The 14,756-nt window shown below is 72.5% G+C and carries 15 protein-coding genes; 6 read left to right on the top strand and 9 right to left on the bottom strand.

Features of this window, described 5'->3' with window-relative positions; all coding sequences use genetic code 11:
• The first annotated feature begins 49 nt into the window (after positions 1-49).
• Both ABZ707_RS02400 and ABZ707_RS02395 read left to right on the top strand, forming a co-directional pair.
• Positions 50-784 carry a class I SAM-dependent methyltransferase gene (locus tag ABZ707_RS02400; protein WP_360166359.1) on the top strand — a complete coding sequence of 245 codons (735 nt, stop codon included), beginning with the start codon at positions 50-52 and terminating at the stop codon, positions 782-784.
• Entirely contained in the window at positions 781-1,863 is a 1,083-nt protein-coding gene (locus ABZ707_RS02395) for a prenyltransferase (RefSeq protein ID WP_360166356.1), read from the top strand. Before ABZ707_RS02400 ends, ABZ707_RS02395 begins: the two co-directional genes overlap by 4 nt.
• A 26-nt stretch (positions 1,864-1,889) precedes the next feature.
• Here the strand turns inward: ABZ707_RS02395 and ABZ707_RS02390 are convergent, their stop codons facing one another.
• The 8 genes from ABZ707_RS02390 to ABZ707_RS02355 all read right to left on the bottom strand — a co-directional run bounded on the left by ABZ707_RS02390 (position 1,890) and on the right by ABZ707_RS02355 (position 9,597).
• The gene (locus ABZ707_RS02390) at positions 1,890-2,183 is read right to left on the bottom strand and encodes a hypothetical protein (protein WP_319678637.1); all 294 of its coding nucleotides are present in this window, start codon (positions 2,181-2,183) and stop codon (positions 1,890-1,892) included.
• Positions 2,184-2,364: 181 nt separating this feature from the next.
• Complete coding sequence (locus ABZ707_RS02385) at positions 2,365-3,204, bottom strand: DUF5336 domain-containing protein (protein ID WP_360166353.1); 840 nt, start codon at positions 3,202-3,204, stop codon at positions 2,365-2,367.
• Between the two features lie 192 nt (positions 3,205-3,396).
• Positions 3,397-4,332: an N-acetylmuramoyl-L-alanine amidase gene (locus tag ABZ707_RS02380; RefSeq protein ID WP_360166350.1), complete on the bottom strand. Its 936-nt coding sequence runs from the start codon at positions 4,330-4,332 to the stop codon at positions 3,397-3,399.
• A 56-nt stretch (positions 4,333-4,388) separates the two neighbouring features.
• Positions 4,389-4,976: a class I SAM-dependent methyltransferase gene (locus tag ABZ707_RS02375; protein WP_360166970.1), complete on the bottom strand. Its 588-nt coding sequence runs from the start codon at positions 4,974-4,976 to the stop codon at positions 4,389-4,391.
• 189 nt (positions 4,977-5,165) lie between these two features.
• Complete coding sequence (locus ABZ707_RS02370) at positions 5,166-6,944, bottom strand: MFS transporter (protein WP_360166348.1); 1,779 nt, start codon at positions 6,942-6,944, stop codon at positions 5,166-5,168.
• A gap of 308 nt (positions 6,945-7,252) precedes the next feature.
• Positions 7,253-7,885, bottom strand: coding sequence for a response regulator (locus ABZ707_RS02365; RefSeq protein ID WP_360166967.1), 633 nt, complete (start codon positions 7,883-7,885; stop codon positions 7,253-7,255).
• Positions 7,886-8,063: 178 nt separating this feature from the next.
• Positions 8,064-8,237, bottom strand: a complete 174-nt coding sequence (locus ABZ707_RS02360) for a hypothetical protein (RefSeq protein ID WP_360166345.1) — start codon at positions 8,235-8,237, stop codon at positions 8,064-8,066.
• A gap of 145 nt (positions 8,238-8,382) precedes the next feature.
• Complete coding sequence (locus ABZ707_RS02355) at positions 8,383-9,597, bottom strand: hypothetical protein (RefSeq protein ID WP_360166342.1); 1,215 nt, start codon at positions 9,595-9,597, stop codon at positions 8,383-8,385.
• 242 nt (positions 9,598-9,839) lie between these two features.
• Between ABZ707_RS02355 and ABZ707_RS02350 the strand changes: the two genes are divergently transcribed.
• The 4 genes from ABZ707_RS02350 (at position 9,840) to ABZ707_RS02335 (ending at position 14,007) form a co-directional block, all read left to right on the top strand.
• Complete coding sequence (locus ABZ707_RS02350; protein WP_360166339.1) at positions 9,840-10,880, top strand: iron-siderophore ABC transporter substrate-binding protein; 1,041 nt, start codon at positions 9,840-9,842, stop codon at positions 10,878-10,880.
• A 176-nt stretch (positions 10,881-11,056) separates the two neighbouring features.
• The gene (locus ABZ707_RS02345) at positions 11,057-11,941 is read left to right on the top strand and encodes a Nif3-like dinuclear metal center hexameric protein (RefSeq protein WP_360166336.1); all 885 of its coding nucleotides are present in this window, start codon (positions 11,057-11,059) and stop codon (positions 11,939-11,941) included.
• The gene (locus ABZ707_RS02340; RefSeq protein ID WP_360166964.1) at positions 11,938-12,681 is read left to right on the top strand and encodes a C4-type zinc ribbon domain-containing protein; all 744 of its coding nucleotides are present in this window, start codon (positions 11,938-11,940) and stop codon (positions 12,679-12,681) included. The genes ABZ707_RS02345 and ABZ707_RS02340 overlap by 4 nt, the downstream gene beginning before the upstream one ends.
• A gap of 3 nt (positions 12,682-12,684) precedes the next feature.
• On the top strand, positions 12,685-14,007 hold the full coding sequence (locus ABZ707_RS02335; protein WP_360166333.1) for a bifunctional RNase H/acid phosphatase: 1,323 nt from the start codon (positions 12,685-12,687) through the stop codon (positions 14,005-14,007).
• A gap of 115 nt (positions 14,008-14,122) precedes the next feature.
• Here the strand turns inward: ABZ707_RS02335 and eda are convergent, their stop codons facing one another.
• Positions 14,123-14,752: a bifunctional 4-hydroxy-2-oxoglutarate aldolase/2-dehydro-3-deoxy-phosphogluconate aldolase gene (gene eda, locus ABZ707_RS02330; RefSeq protein WP_360166330.1), complete on the bottom strand. Its 630-nt coding sequence runs from the start codon at positions 14,750-14,752 to the stop codon at positions 14,123-14,125.
• Between the last annotated feature and the right edge of the window lie 4 nt (positions 14,753-14,756).

Genomic DNA, 14,756 nt, shown 5'->3' with positions numbered 1-14,756 from the left:
TCGGCCTCCGTCCCCGCACCCACCTCCCCGACCGCGAAAGCAGGACCCTGTGCTGACCGTGGACTTCACCCGCTTCCCGCTCGCCGCGGGCGACCGTGTGCTCGATCTGGGGTGCGGCGGGGGCCGCCACGCCTTCGAGTGCTACCGGCGCGGCGCCCAGGTCGTGGCCCTCGACCGGAACGGCGAGGAGATCCGCGAGGTGGCCAAGTGGTTCGCCGCGATGAAGGAGGCCGGGGAAGCGCCGCGGGACGCGACGGCCACCGCCATGGAGGGCGACGCGCTGCGGCTGCCGTTTCCCGACGAGTCCTTCGACGTCGTGATCATCTCCGAGGTCATGGAGCACATCCCGGACGACAAGGGGGTGCTGGCGGAGATGGTCCGGGTGCTCAGGCCGGGCGGCCGGATCGCCGTCACCGTCCCCCGCTACGGCCCGGAGAAGGTGTGCTGGGCGCTCTCCGACGCCTATCACGAGGTGGAGGGCGGCCATATCCGCATCTACAGGGCCGACGAACTGCTGGGCAAAATGCGCGAGGCCGGACTCAAGCCGTACGGCACCCATCACGCGCACGCCCTGCACGCGCCGTACTGGTGGCTCAAGTGCGCCTTCGGAGTGGACAACGACAAGGCGCTGCCCGTCCGCGCCTACCACAAGCTGCTGGTGTGGGACATCATGAAGAAGCCTCGTGCCACCCGGATCACCGAACAGCTCCTCAACCCCGTCGTGGGCAAGAGCTTCGTGGCCTACGCGACCAAGCCGCACCTGCCCGTGACGGCCGCCAAGTGACCTTGCCCGGCTCCGAAGCCACGGAGCGTCTCGTCCTGCCCGGAGTCCTCACCGCCGGGCAGGCCGTCGAGACCGTCGCGGCTCTGCTCGCCGTACAGCGCCCGGACGGGGCGATTCCGTGGTTCCGCGGGCACCATCTCGACCCCTGGGACCACACGGAGGCGGCCATGGCGCTGGACGCCTCGGGCGAACACGAGGCGGCGGCCCGCGCGTACGCGTGGCTGGCCCGGCATCAGAACGAGGACGGGTCCTGGTACGCCGGCTACGCCGACCTCGACGGAGAAACGGTCCTCCCCAGCGACCTCGGGCGCGAGACCAACTTCTGCGCGTATGCGGCCGTGGGCATCTGGCACCACTACCTGGCCACCGGCGACGACGCGTTCCTGGACCGGATGTGGCCCGTCGTGCACGCGGCGATCGAGTTCGTCCTGGTGCTCCAGCAGCCCGGCGGTCAGATCGGCTGGAAGCGCGAGGCGGACGGCACACCGGTCGAGGACGCCCTGCTGACCGGGTGTTCGTCGATCTACCAGGCGCTGCGCTGCGCGCTCGCGATAGCCGGGGAACGCGAAGAGCCGCAGCCGGAGTGGGAGCTGGCGGCCGGTGCGCTCGGGCACGCGATACGCAGCCACCCGGAGCGGTTCCTCGACAAGAGCCGCTACTCCATGGACTGGTACTACCCGGTGCTCGGCGGAGCGGTGACCGGAGCGGGGGCCAAGGAGCGGATCGAGACGGACTGGGACCGCTTTGTCGTGCCGGGCCTCGGAGTGCGCTGTGTGGTGCCGAACCCGTGGGTGACGGGCGGCGAGAGCTGTGAACTCGCGCTGGCGCTCTGGGTGATGGGGGAGTCGGACCGGGCGCTGGAGATCCTCCAGTCCATCCAGCACCTGCGTGCCGACGGCGGAATGTACTGGACGGGTTACGTCTTCGAGGGCAACCGGGCCGTCTGGCCGGAGGAACTCACCACCTGGACGGCGGGTTCGCTGCTGCTGGCGGTGGCCGCTCTGGGGGGAGACGAGGCGACCACCGCCGTGTTCAGCGGCGAACGTCTGCCGCGGGTAATGGCGCCCGACTGCTGCTGAGTTCCCGACCGGTCCACGCGGGCCGGTCAGATACGCCGCAGCCGGTTCGCCAGCCCATGGCCGACGAGCAGATAGACGACGGCGGCGAGGCCGTAGCCGCACACCACGCGTGCCCATGCCTCGTCGAAGGTGAACAGGTCGTAGGACCAGCCGGCGAGCCAGCGGGCCGCGTCCTGGATGAAGTTGACCAGGTCGTTGGCGCGGTTGGCGTCCAGCAGGTACATCAGAATCCAGAGGCCCAGTATGAAGGCCATGATGTCCGCGATGACGATGATGATCGTCGCCGCGGAGCCACTTCCACTGCGATGACGTGAGGACATGTCGAACGTGTTGCCGGTTGTGCCCGTGTGAAACCGGCCGGCCGCCGCCGGGTTCCGGAGGGGGGACGGCGCCTCCCGTCCGCCCGCTTGCTGACGGCGCGTCAGGTGCGTTACCGGCCGGGACACGGCTGCGGCCCCCGCCGGGAGCGGGGGGCCGCGGTCTGCGGTGCGGGGGCGCGCGTCAGCCGCGCTGGATGCCTGAGGTGTCCTGGAGGACACCGCGCCGGCCGTCCTGGGTCTGGGCCACCAGGCCGGGGCCGCGCTGTTCGACCGCGAGGTACCAGGTGCCGGGCGCCAGCTCGGCGATCGGCGACGGCGATCCGTCCTCGCCGTAGAGCGGACGGGCCACCGGCACGGCGAACCAGAACGGCGCGAAGTCGGCCGCCGGAGCGCCGCCGCCCTGCTGCGCCGGGCCGCCCCCCGAGGGCCGCCCCGGCTGGGACTGGCCCTGCTGCCCGCCGAAGGAGCCGGGCTGGGCACCGTACGGCTGGGGCCCACCCGGCTGGGTGCCGTACGGCTGCTGGCCGCCCGGGTAGCCGTAACCCTGGCCCGGCCCGCCCGGCTGTCCGCCGTACGGTGCCGGGGCCGCCGGCCTCGGCGTGCCGAGGAGCGGGGCCTTCAGGGGCGGCAGGAGCGGGGTCGCGACGGCGGCGGCCGCGAGGATCAGGGCGGCGATGAAGCCGAGGATCAGACCGCTGCCCGCGTCGAGGCCGTCCAGGCCGATCAGGGACCAGAGCGCGGTCCAGGCCGCGAAGACCGCCAGCGCGATACCGAACTGCCCGAGGTCGAGTCCCGCGATCTTACGCGGCTGCGGCAGCGCGCGGGAGAGGACGATCAGAGCCGCGGCGATGACCCCGGCCAGGTGGATGCTCATCACGGTGCCCAGCGAGTCCCATGCGTTCGGGGCGTTCTCGGACCCGAAGGCACTGGACTCGTACAGATTGAGGAACGAGGCGATGAACAGCAACACCGCTGCTCCGATCACCACGCCGTCGCCTCGAGTGAGGGAGCGGATGTTCACGTGGAAAGTCCTTCGTCAGTTGTCTCGTCGGGGCGGTCGTCGCGATCGCCGGCGGGCGGTGCGCGGTGCGAAGCTCGGGGGCGGCTCCCTATCGTACGGATGAATGTATCGTCTGCCCGGTCGGGGCGTCTGCCCGGTATCGGACCCGGTTCCGGCCCGTGATGACCCGTGTGAACGGCCGGATCCGCCCGGTCACTTCGTCAGAAACGCGCCGATGCCGTCCGCGAGACCCCGGGCCGCTTTCTGCCGCCACGCCGCGCTGGTGAGCAGAGCGGCGTCCTTCGCGTCGCGCATATTGCCGCATTCGACGAAGACCTTGGGCACCGTGGAGAGATTCAGGCCGCCGAGGTCCTTGCGCACATCCAGCCCCGTGCCGCCGCCGAGATAATTCGACGGCGCGCTGCCGGTGGCCCGCCGGAAACTGTCCACGATGCGTTCGCCCAGCTTCCGCGACGGGCCCACGATCGCCGTGGTGTCCGCGCCGCCGCCCCTGACCAGGGCGGGCAGGATCACATGGAAGCCGCGATTGCCGGCCGCGGAGCCGTCGGCGTGGACGGAGACGACGGCATCGGCCTCGGCCCGGTTGCCGATCCGGGCGCGCTCGTCGACACAGGGACCGAACGGGCGGTCGTTGTCGTGGGTGAAGCGGACCGTGGCGCCCTGCTTCTGGAGCAGTGTCCGCAGCCGGTGGGAGACATCGAGGGTGAAGCGGGCCTCCGCGTAACCGGCGTTGGTGGCGGTGCCGGTGGTGTCGCATTCCTTGCTGCCCGTACCGATGCGCACGGGCTTGTTGATCTCGGCGGTGTGATCGCGGTTGCGCGGATTGTGGCCCGGGTCGATGACCACGACCTTGCCCGCGAGCGGGCGGGCGGCGGACGCGCGGGAGGCGCGCGAACCGGACGGGCCCGTGGTGCCGGGAGCGATACCACCGACGCCGGGGGCCGCCGCCGAGGAGGAGGCGCCGGTGGCCGCCGTCGCGGCGGGCGGACCTCCGCTCCCGGGACCGCCCGTCCCCTGCCAGACGAGCCATCCCGCCAGCGCGGTCGGCACCAGGACGCTGACCGCGACGGTGAGACTCTTCCGGCCGAGGCGGCGGCGGGCGGGGGGCTGGCTCTCGTCGTACGACACACAGCGATGCTATGGCCTGCGCGGCCGGTCTCCGTGGACGGTGGAGCGCCGTCCGGTCAGATCCCCGGGGCCGTACGGCGCAGTACGCGCAGCGAGTCGGTCACCGAGACCTCGGTGAAGGCGCCGGACGCGAGGGCCCGCAGAAAGACGCGGTACGGCGCCTGGCCGCCGTCCGCCGGATCGGGGAAGACATCGTGGATGACGAGCAGCCCGCCGTCGGCGAGATGCGGCGCCCAGCCCTCGTAGTCGGCGTTGGCGTGTTCGTCGGTGTGGCCGCCGTCGATGAAGACCAGGCCGACCTGGCGGCCCCAGACCCGGGCCACCTGGGACGACCGGCCGACGACCGCGATCACCTGGTCTTCCAGACCGGCCCGGTGGAGGGTGCGGCGGAAGGCCGGGAGCGTGTCCATCAGCCCCGTCTCCTGGTCGACCACGGTCGGGTCGTGGTACTCCCAGCCGGGCTGCTGCTCCTCGCTGCCGCGGTGGTGGTCGACGGTGACGGCGACCGTCCCGGCCGCCCCGGCGGCGGCGGCCAGCAGCAGGGTGGACCGGCCGCAGTAGGTGCCGACCTCCAGCAGCGGCAGGCCGAGCGCGCCCGCGCCGGCCGCCGCCGCGTACAGCGCGAGCCCCTCATGGACGGGCATGAATCCCTTGGCCGCCTCGAAGGCGGCGAGGATCCCGGCCGGCGGCTCGGGTGCCCGGAGGGCGGGTGCCTGGGGTTCGGTCCCGGCGGGCAATGGACTCTCCTCCCGCTGGTACGCGGTGTGGCCGCCCATGCTGCCGTACCCCGGGGAAGGAGAGGGCGCCGGGGTACGGCCGCCGGCCGGCGGGGATCAGGACGGGACCACTGCCCGGCGCTCGGGAGCGCCCGCCGCCAGGACCAGATCGACATCCACGGGACGGCCGCCCCCCGGATACACCGCCGGGCACGCGTGCGGCGCGTGTCCGGCGGCCGATCCGGCCAGGACATAGTCGCCCTCGGACGGCGGGAGCAGGGTGTAGCGGCCGTCCTCGTCGGCGACGGTCAGGCCGGCCTGCCGTCCCCGGCGGTCGATCAGGGTGATGTTGGCCCGGGGGACCGGCAGACCCTCGGCGTCCAGCACGCGTCCCCGGAACCCGCCGGACCCGGCGACCAGCGTCGGGTGCTGCGTGGTCGCGCCGCCCGGGGACTTGGCGGCGGCCCGCCGCGACGCCCGCTGCGACGGCAGGAACGACGCCAGCACCAGACCGCCGATCACCGCGCCGGTGGCGATGACGAAGGAGATGCGGAAGCCGCTCATCGTCGGTATCGCCACCCCGCCCGACGGGACCGAGGTGTGCGCCAGCACCATGCCGATGACGGCGCTCGACACCGACGTACCGATGGACCGCATCAGCGTGTTCAGACCATTGGCCGCGCCCGTCTCCGACGCGTCGACGGCGCCGATGATCAGCGCGGGAAGCGAGGAGTACGCGAGACCGATGCCCGCGCCCACCACCACCGAGATGATGATGGTCTGCCAGGCCGCGCTCATCAGGCCGAGTCCGGCTCCGTAACCGATGCCGATGATCAGCATGCCGAGCATCAGGGAGACCTTGGGCCCGTGCTTGGCCGAGATACGGGCGTAGACCGGCGCGGTGAACATCATGGTCAGGCCGAGCGGCGCCACGCACAGACCCGCCACCACCATCGACTGGCCCAGGCCGTATCCGGTCGAGGCCGGGAGCTGGAGAAGCTGGGGCAGCACGAGGGAGATCGCGTAGAAGGCGACACCGACCATGATCGAAGTGAGGTTGGTGAGCAGTACCTCACGCCGGGCGCTGGTGCGCAGATCGACCAGTGGCGCGGAGCTTCTCAGCTCCATGACGCCCCACAGCAGCAGGATGGCCACCGCCAGGCCGAACAGCCCGAGAGTGGTGGACGAGGTCCAGCCCCAGTCGCTGCCCTTGGTGATCGGCAGCAGCAGGGCCACGAGACCGGCGGAGAGACCGATCGCGCCGAGCCAGTCGAACCGGCCCGGGGCCCGCACCGAGGACTCGGGTACGAAGAGGACGGTGAGCAGCATCGACAGGGCACCGAGACCGGCGGCGCCGAAGAAGAGCGCGTGCCAGTCGGCGTTCTGCGCGACCAGGGCCGCCGCGGGCAGCGCGAGACCGCCGCCCACACCGATGGAGGAGCTCATGAGCGCCATGGCCGAGCCGAGCCGCTCGCGCGGCAGCTCGTCGCGCATGATGCCGATGCCGAGGGGGATGGCGCCCATGGCGAAGCCCTGGAGCGACCTGCCGACGATCATGATCACCAGGTCGTCGGTGAATCCGCAGATCAGTGAGCCGATCACCATGACGGCGAGGCTCGCGAGCAGCATCCGCCGCTTGCCGAAGAGGTCGCCGAGACGACCCATGATCGGGGTGGAGACCGCGCCGGCGAGCAGTGTCGCCGTCATCACCCAGGTGGCGTTGGCGGGCTCCGTGTGGAGCAGGGTGGGCAGATCCTTGATGACGGGGACGAGCAGGGTCTGCATCACCGCGACGGTGATGCCCGCGAAGGCGAGGACGGGGACCACACCGCCGGTGCCCCGTTCCCGTGGATCCGGGCGAGCCCCGGCGTGTTGTTCGGTCGTCGTCTGCGGCATTCGTGCGGCCTCCGGGCGGCAAAAAGGTATGAGGGCAAGGAGATGCGGGCGGGCGCGCGGCCCTGGCCGGACAGCGTTGTCCGTGAGTCGGCGCGGTAAGGAAGTGCGGACATTCCATGAAGTCGGTGCACCATGAAACCTTCACTGGCGGCGCGATATTCCGACGAACGTGTTACGAACACCACGCGAAGCCCGGTGAGCGGTTCTGCTGACGAGGCGTCAGGCGCACATGGCCGGGGCGCTTGTGGGGCGCGCAACCGGCCGTGGTGTCTTCCCGGGCCGTCAGGCCGGTCCGGGCCGTCGCCCGGTCACAGCCAGCCCTGCCGGCGGGCGGCGCGTACCGCCTCCGCACGGTCCCCGGTGCCGGTCTTGCCGATGGCCGAGGACAGGTGGTCCCGTACGGTCGACTCGGGCAGACGCAGCTCCGCCGCGATGTCCGCGACGCCCGCCCCGTCCACGGAGGCGTTCAGCACGTCCTGCTCCCCCTCGGTGAGCGGGTTCGGCTCCTCGCTCGACGCGGCGGCGGCCAGGGCCGGGTCGATGACGGTCTCGCCGGTCAGCACCCGGCGGATCGCGTCGGCCAGCTCCTCCACCGGACCGTCCTTGACCAGGAAGCCCGCCGCCCCGGCCGCCATCGCCCGCCGCAGATGGCCGGGCCGGCCGAAGGTCGTCAGGATCAGGACCCGGCAGTCGGGCACCTCGTCCCGCAGCAGTGCGGCGGCGTCGAGCCCGCTCAGGCCGGACAGCCCGATGTCCAGCAGGGCCACATCGGGACGCGAGTGGAGCGCCGTGTCCACGACGGCGTCGCCGGTGGTGACCTGGGCGACGACCTCGATGTCCCGTTCCATGCCCAGCAGCAGCGCGAGCGCGCCGGGCGTCGTGCCCTGGTCCTCGGCGAGAAGGACGCGTACGCACCTGGCTGGCCTGTAGTCCCGGGGCATCTCCGTCACGAGCACAGAGTAGGGCGGCCGGGTCCGTCCGGCGCGGGCATGCGCCCGGGCCGGTGACGCCCGCCCGTCGGGACCGTCCCGCCCCCGCCGCCCCGCGGACATCTGCCCGAGCATGCCGGGAGGCCGGCGCGGAGCTGCCGCGGCGGCCTCCCGGTGTACGCGTGGCCGGTCAGGCCGCGTTGCTGGTCTCCGCTGGTCGGCGGTGGCGGCCGTACGCCGGAGACGCCGAGTCCTCCGTCGGGGCCGCACCACCTCGGTGCTTGCCGTGGCTGCCGAATTCGTCCCGGTCGGCCGCCGTTCCCTGCGGGCGCTTCTGGGTCGTGTTGGTTCGGGCTTCAGACATGTGGGAAGTCACCCCGTCGTGATCGCTGCTTGCGTGGCACAGGGCCCCAGCCGTCCCGTACCACCCCGACAACGGCACGGTCACAGTCCACATCACCGTCACCGACGGCATCCGGTCGGTACGGCTGCGTAGCCCCGGCGAAAGTCTATCCACGCGCCGCCCGGCCGGTGAGCGGCGCCTGCTGCAAGGGCACCGGCCTGCACATCACAGGAGTACGCGGGGCGCCGGACGGTTCCCCGCCGCCGGATTCCGTTTGTGTCGGTTCCGTGATCACGCCGGAACCGGGGCCCGGCCCGCCGCCGGATCCCGCCCCGGACCCGGCTCCGGGACCGGGTGCGTCGGTCCTCAGGCTGGCCAGTCCGCACGGCACCGCGCCCGTCGCGTACGGCAGCCGCAGCACACCGTCGCGGGTCCACAGCCCGGCGCCCGCCAGCCAGCCCTCGGGCGCGGGCAGTTGACGCAGCCCCCGGCCCATCGGCCGCCACACTCCGACCCAGCTCCCCGCCGCGCCGTCGATGCGGAACGCCACCGCGCAGCTCTCCGGCATCAGCGCCTGCCCCGGCTGCACCGCGAACGGTGTCACCGCGCAATCCGCCTGCCGGAGGCTCTCGGGAAACCGCACCGGCCGGGGGCTCCCCAGCACACCCCAGCCCAGCCGGTCGTGGCCGGGCGCGTCCGAGCGGATCAGCAGCAGCCCGCTGTCGGCGTCCGCCAGCAGCAGCCGGTCATTGCTCTCCTCCGTGATCTGCAACAGCGGAGACACCTCGCCGCCGCGCCCCAGGTCGACCACGACGGTCTTCACCACGCCGTCCCGCTCCCGGTCCAGGGCCAGCATCCGTCCCGTACGGTCCAGCCATACGCCGCCCGAGCAGCGGCCCGGGACCTCCGCGACCCGCTCGGGTCCGTACCCGCCGTCCGCCACCAGCCAGACAGTGGTGGTGTGTTCGCCCGGCGAAAGGGCGTACACGCACCGGCCGTCCGGCGACGGCGGCAGCAGCGTCAGCTCCGGACATCCGATCGCGCCCACCGGGAGCTGCCCGGTACCCGGTCCGGTCGGGTACAGCAGGGAGAAGTCGTGCCGGTCGCCGACCCGACGGCGGATCAGCACCCGCCCGTCGGCCAGCGGGAGCACCTCCGTGTCGGGCTCCTCGGGCTGGTCGAGCGGCAGGGGCACGGCATAGGGCTCGGGCCCGTCGAGGGTCCACCGCTCCGGGAACCACGCGTCCCCGCTCGCGTCCCCGCCGTCCCGGGGCGGGCCGAGTGTCAGCCGTGCGGCATACGTTCCGTCCGCCGTCATCGCGAACCCCGTACGCCGTACCGCTCCGTCCTCAGCGGTCAACTCGATGGCACAGGCTGTCATCGGTTCGTCACCTCCGGCGACGAAGCTAGTTTTCGCACTTCCTGCCGAACAGCGCGGGACGGCCTACTTCACACATAAGGGTGGCCACGTCGTGATTCGCCTGAATGTGCGGGGGCGGGTGTGCTGGCTCCGAGGGCCACCATTAAGGTTAGGCACGCCTAAGTAACTGTCCTGAGCACCGCCCTGCACCGTTTCTTCTTCGCCTGCACGCCTTGCTCGGCCTCCCCATCAGGAGCATGTAGATGTCCATACGACGCCGTGGCGCCGCCGCCGTTGTCGCCCTCGCCGCCGCGCTCTCCCTCGCGGCCTGCGGCAGTGGCGACTCCTCCAGCAGCGGCTCCGCCACGTCCGACGACGCCGGCGGCAAGAAGGCCGCCGTCGCCACGGGCGGCAAGGACTTCGCCGACGCGGCCAGGAAGACGGCCGGATACGGCACCGACGCCGCACCGGGCCAGTTCCCGCGCACGATCACTCATGCCATGGGCAAGACGGAGCTGAAGGCCCGCCCCGAACGGGTTGTCGTGCTCGACGTCGGTGAGTTCGACAATGTGGTCTCACTGGGCGTCAAGCCGGTCGGATACGCGCCCACCGAGGGTGACGAGGCCATCCCCGGCTATCTGAAGAAGGGCGCGGGCGAGCCCGAGAACGTCGGCACGATCAGCAACCTCAACCTTGAGGCGATCGCCGCTCTCAAGCCGGACCTCATCCTCGGCAGCCAGCTTCGCGCGGCCGACAAGTACCAGGAGCTGTCGAAGATCGCCCCGACGGTCTTCTCCATCCGGCCGGGCTTCACCTGGAAGGAGAACTACCTCCTCAACGCCCAGGCGCTGGACCGCACCGCCGAGGCGAAGGCCGCGCTTGCCGCGTACGACAAGAAGGCGGCCGACCTCGGCGCGGCGATCGGCCCCGACAAGCCGAGTGTCTCGATGGTCCGCTACATGCCGGGCCGGCTGCGGCTCTACGCGAAGGCGTCCTTCATCGGCACGATCCTCCAGGACGTCGGTCTGCCGCGGCCCGCGAACCAGCAGATCAACGATCTGGCCGTGGAGATCAGCCCGGAGAAGATCGACGACGCGGACGCCGACTGGATCTTCACCGGTGTGTACGGCGACGCGAAGAAGACCGACCGGGACACCGCGCGCTCCAACCCCCTGTGGAAGAACCTGAAGGCGGTCAAGGCCGGCCGGGCGAAGGACGTCAAGGACGAGACCTGGTACCTGGGCCTGGGTGTCACGGCGGCCAACCTGGTCCTCGACGACCTCCGCGGCTACCTCGTCAAGTAGTCCGGCGGCCGGCGACGGCCACCGCACGGGCCGCGCGGCCCGTGGCGCCGGCTCCGGCCCGGCGCCGCGGAAGCCGCGCGGCCCCGCGCCGCACGGCGCCCCGCCCCCGGCCGGTGGCCTTCCGCGCGACCGGAGCCATGGTGGGCGGCGCACCCAGGACAGGTAGCCTTTCCCCCGTGCCCCGTCTGTCCGAAGTCCTCGCCGCTCTCGACGCCCTCTGGCCTCCCGAGCGGGCCCAGCAGTGGGATGCCGTCGGGACGGTCTGCGGTGATCCCGACGCCACGGTGACCCGCGTCCTGTTCGCCGTCGACCCCGTCCAGGACATCGCCGAGGAGGCCGTGGCACTCGGCGCCCAGCTCGTCGTCACGCACCACCCCCTCTATCTGCGCGGTACGACAACGGTCGCGGCCTCCACCTTCAAGGGCCGTGTCGTACACACCCTCATCAAGCACGACATCGCGCTGCACGTCGCCCACACCAACGCGGACAGCGCCGACCCCGGCGTCTCCGACGCCCTCGCGGGCGCGCTGGACCTGCGGATCGTGCGCCCTCTGGTGCCGGATCCCACCGACCCCGCCGGCCGCCGCGGCCTCGGCCGGGTCTGCGAGCTGGACCGCCCCGCCACCCTCGGCGACTTCGCCCTGCGCGTCGCGCACCGGCTGCCCGCCACCGCGCAGGGCATCCGGGTCGCCGGTGACCCGGACGCCCTCGTCCGTACGGTCGCGGTCAGCGGCGGCTCCGGCGACAGTCTCTTCGACGAGGTCAGGGCGGCGGGTGTGGACGCGTTCCTCACCGCGGACCTGCGCCACCATCCCGCCTCCGAGGCTGTGCAGCACTCACCGCTCGGACTGATCGACGCCGCGCACTGGGCCACCGAGTGGCCCTGGTGCGAGCAGGCCGCCGCCCAGCTCGACGAGATCTCCGACCGCCATGGCTGGGACCTGCGGGTCCATGTCTCCAAGACGGTCACCGACCCCTGGTCCTCCAGCCTCGCCCCTGCCACCGCCCTTCCAGCGGGCGCTTCGAGCGCCCCCGCCGATTCCTCAGGAGCCCCCAACTGAACGCCGCCCCCGCCGACCAGATCCGACTCCTCGACGTCCAGGCCCTCGACGTACGGCTGTCGCAGCTCGCCCACAAGCGCAGGTCGCTGCCGGAGCACGCCGAGATCGAGTCGCTGAACAAGGACCTCGTCCAGCTCCGCGACCTGCTCGTCGCCGCGACGACCGAGGAGAGCGACACGGCCCGCGAGCAGACCAAGGCGGAGCAGGACGTCGACCAGGTGCGCCAGCGCGCCGTACGCGACCAGCAGCGCCTGGACTCGGGCGCGGTCACCTCGCCCAAGGACCTGGAGAACCTCCAGCGCGAGATCGTCTCGCTCGCCAAGCGCCAGGGCGACCTGGAGGACGTCGTCCTCGAAGTCATGGAGCGCCGGGAGTCCGCCCAGGAGCGCGTGGCCGAGCTGACGGAACGTGTCGCCTCCGTCCAGGCCAAGGTCGACGACGCGGTCGCGCGCCGGGACGCCGCCGTGGCCGAGTTCGACCTTGAGGCCGCCTCGGTGGCCAAGGAGCGCGAGGTCGTCGGCGCCTCCATCCCGGCCGATCTGCTGAAGCTGTACGAGAAGCTGCGGGTGCAGCAGGGTGGGGTGGGCGCGGCCCGCCTCTACCGGCGCCGCTGCGAGGGCTGCCAGCTCGAACTCAACATCACCGAGGTCAACGATGTCCGGGCCGCGTCCGCGGACACCGTGCTGCGGTGCGAGAACTGCCGCCGCATCCTGGTCCGTACCGCCGACTCGGGTCTGTAGCGGATGCCGGAGCCGAAGCGGACCCCGAAGTTCGTCGTCGAGGCGGACGGCGGCTCCCGGGGCAACCCGGGGCCCGCGGGGTACGGAGCCGTCGTCCTGGACCCGGTGACGGGGGAGACACTCGCCGAGGCCGCCGAGTACATCGGTGTCGCCACCAACAACGTCGCCGAGTACAGGGGACTGCTCGCCGGTCTGCGCGCCGCGAAGGCCCTGGATCCGGCCGCCGAGGTCCATGTGCGGATGGACTCCAAGCTGGTCGTCGAGCAGATGTCGGGCCGCTGGAAGATCAAGCACCCGGACATGAAGCCGCTGGCCGCCGAGGCCGCGCGGGTCTTCCCCACGGGGCAGGTCACCTTCGAGTGGATCCCGCGCGAGAAGAACAAACACGCGGACCGGCTGGCCAACGAGGCGATGGACGCGGGCAAGAAGGGCAAACGCTGGGAGCCCTCGGCGTCCACGACGGCGCTGGACGCCGCCGCGGCGCGTTCGGCCGCCTCGACGGCTCCCCCCGGTCCGCCCGGCGACGCGGCGGCGGGCGCGGCGAGGGCACGGGCGGCCCTCGCGGGACGGGCCGGATCACCGGGCGGCGCGGAAGCCGCCGCCGTCCGGACGGCCGGACGTACAGCGCTGACCGAGTCCGCCGCGCCGGAGCGGGAGTCCTCGGCCACCCCGTCGGTCGGCTGGGGCGCCGCCGCCGACCTCGGCGTCCCCACCACCTTCGTCCTGCTGCGGCACGGCGAGACCGCGCTCACTCCCGAGAAGCGCTTCTCGGGCAGTGGCGGAAGCGATCCGGACCTGTCCGCGGTGGGCCTGCGCCAGGCCGGGGCCGTCGCCGAGGCACTGGCCACACGCGGCACCGTGCGGTCCATCGTCTCCTCGCCGCTCGGCCGCTGCCGTCAGACGGCGGAGGCCGCGGCCGTCCGGCTCGGCCTGGACGTCGAGGTCGAAGAGGGCCTGCGCGAAACGGACTTCGGTGCCTGGGAGGGGCTGACCTTCGCGGAGGTGCGGGAGCGGTATCCCGACGATCTGAACGCCTGGCTCGCGTCGCCCGCCGCACCGCCCACGGGCGGCGGCGAGAGCTTCGCGACCGTGGGACGGCGGGTCGCGGCGGCCCGCGACCGGCTGCTCGACCGGTACCGGGGCGGGACGGTGCTTGTCGTCACGCATGTCACCCCGGTGAAGACCCTGGTCCGGCTGGCCCTGGGCGCGCCTCCGCAGTCGCTGTTCCGGATGGAGCTGTCGCCGGCCTCGCTGTCGGCCGTGGCGTACTACGCGGACGGAAACGCCTCGGTGCGGCTGCTGAACGACACCTCCCACCTCCGCTGACGGACTGTCAATCCGCGTGCTGTCAATCCACCGGCCCCGGCCGCGCAGGCGGCCGTGAACGCCGTGCGCGGCGGATGCCCCGAGGGTCCGGCCAGGACCTCTCAGGACCGGCGGCTCAGGACCGGCGGCTCATGCGCAGGGTCGACGCCTCGCGGGCCAGCGACTCCACCCGGTCCCAGTCCTTCGACGCCAGCGCGTCCGCCGGGACCATCCACGTACCGCCCACGCAGCCGACGTTCGGCAGGGCGAGATAGGACGCGGCCGACTCCGCCGTGATGCCGCCCGTCGGGCAGAACCGGGCCTGGGGGAGGGGACCGGCCAGGGACTTCAGATAGGCGGTGCCGCCCGCCGCCTCCGCCGGGAAGAACTTCATCTCCGTCACCCCGCGCTCCAGCAGCGCCACGACCTCCGAGGCCGTCGACACACCGGGCAGGAACGGCACACCGGACGACCGCATCGCCCCCAGCAGCGCGTCCGTCCAGCCGGGACTGACCAGGAAGCGCGCGCCCGCCGTCACCGATCCGGTCACCGCGTCCTGCGTGATCACCGTGCCCGCGCCGACCACCGCGTCCGGCACCTCCGCCGCGATCGCGCGGATCGCGCTGATCGCGGCCGGTGTCCGCAGGGTCACCTCGATCGCGGGCAGTCCGCCCGCGACCAGGGCGCGGGCGAGGGGTACGGCGTCGGCGGCGTCGTCGAGGACGACGACAGGGATCACGGGGGCGAGGTCCAGCACGGAGGTCATGCGC

This window comes from Streptomyces sp. NPDC006923, assembly GCF_040635655.1.
Lineage (GTDB): Bacteria > Actinomycetota > Actinomycetes > Streptomycetales > Streptomycetaceae > Streptomyces.
The sequence above is the reverse complement of the archived record's forward strand: the minus strand, read 5'-3'. Positions and strand labels throughout refer to the sequence as shown.